This is a genomic window from Flavobacterium macrobrachii (genome assembly GCF_014486675.1).
In the GTDB taxonomy this organism is placed as follows: domain Bacteria; phylum Bacteroidota; class Bacteroidia; order Flavobacteriales; family Flavobacteriaceae; genus Flavobacterium; species Flavobacterium macrobrachii.
In genome coordinates this window covers 1-4,625 of record NZ_JACTAC010000117.1, presented here as the reverse complement: position 1 = coordinate 4,625, position 4,625 = coordinate 1, and the positions used below count along the sequence as shown (strand labels likewise).

General features: G+C 27.2%; 3 protein-coding genes. 2 read left to right on the top strand and 1 reads right to left on the bottom strand.

Annotation, left to right across the window (positions count from 1 at the left end):
• Positions 1-16: 16 nt before the first annotated feature.
• The gene (locus tag IAI56_RS15210; RefSeq protein WP_187658673.1) at positions 17-1,636 is read right to left on the bottom strand and encodes a DUF4832 domain-containing protein; all 1,620 of its coding nucleotides are present in this window, start codon (positions 1,634-1,636) and stop codon (positions 17-19) included.
• Between the two features lie 478 nt (positions 1,637-2,114).
• On the opposite strand from IAI56_RS15210, the gene IAI56_RS15205 reads away from it, so the two are divergent.
• Positions 2,115-4,028, top strand: coding sequence for a DUF294 nucleotidyltransferase-like domain-containing protein (locus IAI56_RS15205; protein ID WP_187658672.1), 1,914 nt, complete (start codon positions 2,115-2,117; stop codon positions 4,026-4,028).
• The gene (locus IAI56_RS15200) at positions 4,028-4,624 is read left to right on the top strand and encodes a 3'-5' exonuclease (RefSeq protein WP_187658671.1); all 597 of its coding nucleotides are present in this window, start codon (positions 4,028-4,030) and stop codon (positions 4,622-4,624) included. The genes IAI56_RS15205 and IAI56_RS15200 overlap by 1 nt, the downstream gene beginning before the upstream one ends.
• The last annotated feature ends 1 nt before the right edge of the window (position 4,625 follow it).

Genomic DNA, 4,625 nt, shown 5'->3' with positions numbered 1-4,625 from the left:
GTTTAAATAGTAAGTTTTAATGTTTTACAATGATACGTCTTGTCTCAACTGAAGTTTCATTTTCAAATCTCAATAAATAAATACCTTCAGATAATCCTTGAGTATTTAGACTTATTTTATCACTACTTAATTCTCTAGATTGTACACCAAAATTTTGTCCTAAAGTATTGAATAATGTGACTTTAAATTCGGAAATATTTTCCATTTCAACAATTAGTTCTTCATTTGCTGGAACAGGATAAATGGTTGGATTTATTCTAGTATTATCAGCTATTGAAAGAGTACTTGTAACATTTAAAGTATGGTTTAATTTATTGTAACCTGTCGTTGGTTCCCATAAATTATTATTTGCTAAGCGGATAGAATATTCAGGTCTAGAACTTAAATTTGAATGAAAATCAGGAAGATTTAATAGCATTTCATAGTTACCAGGAACAATGTTGGCAGGTAAATTTAATTGTTCTGAAATATCAATTACATTTGTACCTAACCAAAGTTGTGGATTAGAACTTAAAGGTATTGAATAAACTGCATTTGTACTTGTGTTTCTTAAAACGATGTAAGCAATTCTTTTGTTGTAAACTGAAGCAAATCCTGTATTTTTTAACTTAATAGATACTGATAATGTACTTCCAATAGAAGCTGAATTAGAATATGCACCAGAAACTAATTGATATCTGTAACCTAAATTCTTTTTAATTTCATTTAAACAATTACTTTCTGCAAATTCTCCGATTACTTCTGGATAGTAATCAATATTCATGTAAGACCAATGAAAAAGAGCCATTTCAGAAGTTCCTACATCACAGTTTGAACGATTTGGATCAAAATCACAAGATTCTCCACCCATAGGTACAAATTTAGTTTCTTGAGTCAAATAAGGATATTCAGTAGCTATATTTGTGTAAGTACCAACATCACTAGCATCAGATAAAAAGCAATCATTGTGGTGACCAACTCTGGCTAACGAAGAATTACTTAAAAATTGAGTTTGTGTTAAAGCAGTTGTAGTATTATATAATTTTTGCTTTAATTTTGGAGTTCTAATTTGAACTTTAATATTAGATGGAATTGCTGCTAATAAAGCTTCAACAATATCTTTTCTATTAGCATAATCAGCTGCAGTTGGGTTCATTCCAAAATGGTCTGTGTAATACCATTCACCCCAAGTTCCAATAAAACCTGCTTGAATTGTAGCAATTACATCACTGTTTGAACTAAGAACCGGAGATAATTGTGATATATGTTGCAAAATTTGAGCTTTTGAAGCATCGCGTTGTCCTAAAGTTGTTTGGTTTGAATAAGCAAATCTTATAATACATTTAATTCCAGCATTTCTCATTCTATCAAAATCAATTCTCATATTATTTAGAAAGCTTTCTGAAATTGGAGATGTTAAAAAAGTATCTAAATAGTACAAACGTAAAATCAATGTAATTTTTTCATTTGTTCTGTAGTTTGTCATAGTACTTTGAGTTAAAGTAGAAAAATTTGAAGCTTTTGTTTCTTTATGGTGATAAAAACCTCTTTCCGGATTTGGAAAGTTTTCTGTAGAAGCTGTATAGGTTACAGCAGTATTTTGCGAATTTGAAATAAGCGCAAAGAATAAAACTAAGAGTGTAATTACTTTTTTCATAATTGTGTAGGTTTTAGTTTTTTAAATTTTTCTATTTTCTTGCATTTGGGAAAACAAGAATGATACATGACAAATCTAAATAGATTAAATGCAATATTTATCGTTTAAATGAAAAAAAATGCAAAAAAAATCGATAAAATACTTAAATTGATATATTTTTATAGTAAAAACCTACAATAAATGGTCTTTATGTAAGTTTTTATAATCTAGTTTTACGTAAAAAGTTATTAACAAACTTGATTTCAGTTGTTTATAACTCTAAATTTAATAAGTAAATTTTAATATTTTTATTAGTCTAAAATAATTTTGAGTTTTATTTTTTTCTTTTTTTAAACCATTTTTAACTAAAATATTAAAAAATAAATCGAACTATAATTTATATTATGTAAAATAGAAATTGTATAATATTATTTAAAATGCTAACAGTTAAACTAATTACATTTAGTACTTTTGTTTAGTATAAAAAATAAACTGTTAAATGAGTACACTTTCAGTAAATATCGCAGAATTTTTAAAAGAATATCCACCATTCAATCATTTAAATAGTGATGAATTAATTGAAGTTAGTTCAAATATTGGTGTTTTGAATCTAGAAAAAAACAAAACTTTGTTTACAGTTAATGATAAATTACACGATAGTTTCTACGTTGTTGCTTCTGGTGTGGTAAATTTATCATTTATAGTTGATGCTGAAGAAACTTTACTAAATAAATGCTACGTCGGAGATATTTTTGGTTTAAGACCTTTTTTTGCAAAAAACAATTACATGATGACTGCAAAAGCTCGTGAGGATTCTGTAATCTATGCAATTCCTATTAGAGTTTTTAAACCATTTGTTTCTCAAAATCCATCAGTATTAGACTTTTTACTTGAAAGTTTTGCGTCTAACACAAAAAATTCATTTGATAGAGAAAACAAAACTAAATTGATAACTGATACGGTATATACTGATCATACCTCAAACGAAATTCAATTTTTTCAGAATCTAAGTTATCACAGAACGCCTTTAAAAATAGAAATTACATCTACAGCTAAAGATGTGGCTCAACTAATGACAGATAATCTCGTAAACAGTGCAATTATAATTCAACAAAATAATCCTATCGGAATTGTTACAGATACTGATTTTAGAAGTAAAATTGCTACCGGAAGAATTCCATTATCTTCAAGTATAGAAAAAATAATGTCTTCACCAGTTGTTTGTGTAAACGAAAGTGTTTCTGTTGCTGAAGCTCAACTTTTATTACTAAAATATAACATTAGTCATCTATGTGTTACGGTTGATGGTTCAGACAAATCAGATGTTAAAGGTGTAGTTTCTGAACATGATTTAATTGTAGCTCAATCTAATAATCCTGGAGTTATAATTAAAGAAATAAAGAAAGCTCTAACTCCAAAAGATTTAAAATTAGTAAGAGAAAAATTAACTGATTTAATCCAAACTTCCATTTCAAAAAACATTCCTCTTACTCATGTTTACAATATTTCTGGAGAAATTATTTTTGCAATAAATAAAAGAGCAATTGAATTAGCTATTTTAGATTTAGGTTCTCCTCCATCCAGATTTGCATGGTTAAGCATTGGCAGTCAAGGAAGAAAAGAACAACTTTTATTAACAGATCAAGACAGTATTTTAGTTTTTGAAGATGTAGCTGCCGATAAATATCGTGATGTAAAAGACTATTTTATTAAACTTTCTAAAAGAACTACAGCTATTTTAGAAAAAGTTGGATTTATGACTTGTCCAAATGGACACATGGCAAGTAACATGTCTTGGTGTAAGTCGTTATCGGATTGGATAAAACAATATAATAGTTGGATGAAAACTCCCGGCGAACAATCTAATGAAATAAGTAGTATATTTTTTGATTATGAAATTGTCTTTGGTGAAAACAAAATAGAAGATTCCCTAACAGAAACGATTTTTAATAATGTTAAAAATAATAATTTATTTTTTGACTACCTTGGTAATGATGCATTAAGAAAAAACCCACCACTAAATTTCTTCAAAAAATTCAATTTAGAAGAAGAAGGAGAAAACAAAGGTAAATTTGATATTAAAAATAAAGGAATTATGCCGTTAGTTGATGCGGCAAGACTTTTTATTTTAAGTATGCAAATAAAAGGTGTTAATAATACTTATTTAAGATTTAAACAGTTATCTATTACCGATCCAAAATATTCTGAAATTTATTTGAGTTGTGCCGAAGCATTTTTGGTATTATCAAAAATTAGAACACTTGAAGGATTAAAAAACGACTCTACAGGACAATTTATATCCATTGAAGAGCTTTCTAAATCTGACAAAGAGAAATTAAAAAACGCTTTAGCTCCAATAAGAGATTTAGAAGAATTAATTAAAGATAGATTTCAACTAACCCAATTTTCATAATGTTTGATTGGATAAAAAATATTAATCGCGAATATCCTGAATTCTGGAAGAACTATTTGTCACTATTTGAAACTAAATCAAGTCGATTTGTAGTTTTAAACACAGAAACAACAGGTTTAAATCCAAAGAAAGATGTAATCATTTCTTTTGGTGCTATTGGTGTTAAAAACGATATAATTAATATTGGTGACTCTTTTGAGCTAATAATTCCTCAATATAAATATTTACATGACAATGATTTGTCAAATGAATTTATTATTGAAAGTAATCTTCCAAAATTTGCAGAACCCAATGCCATTGAAGAATTAATAAAATTTATTGGTAATGCAACACTTGTAGGTCATCGAATACATTTTGACATTGAAATGATTAATGAGGTTTTAGATAAAATGGGTTGTGGAAAAATTAAAAATGAAGCGCTTGACGTAGAAGTTATGCATATGAAACTTTATGATATAACTAATAAATCATTCTCAATTGAGGAATTAATAAAAACTTATAAAATTCCAAAAAACGATAGAAATTCAGTGCTAGAAGACGCTTATTTGTTAGCGTTATTATTTTTAAAATTAAAATCTAAACTTGGATTTAAATAGT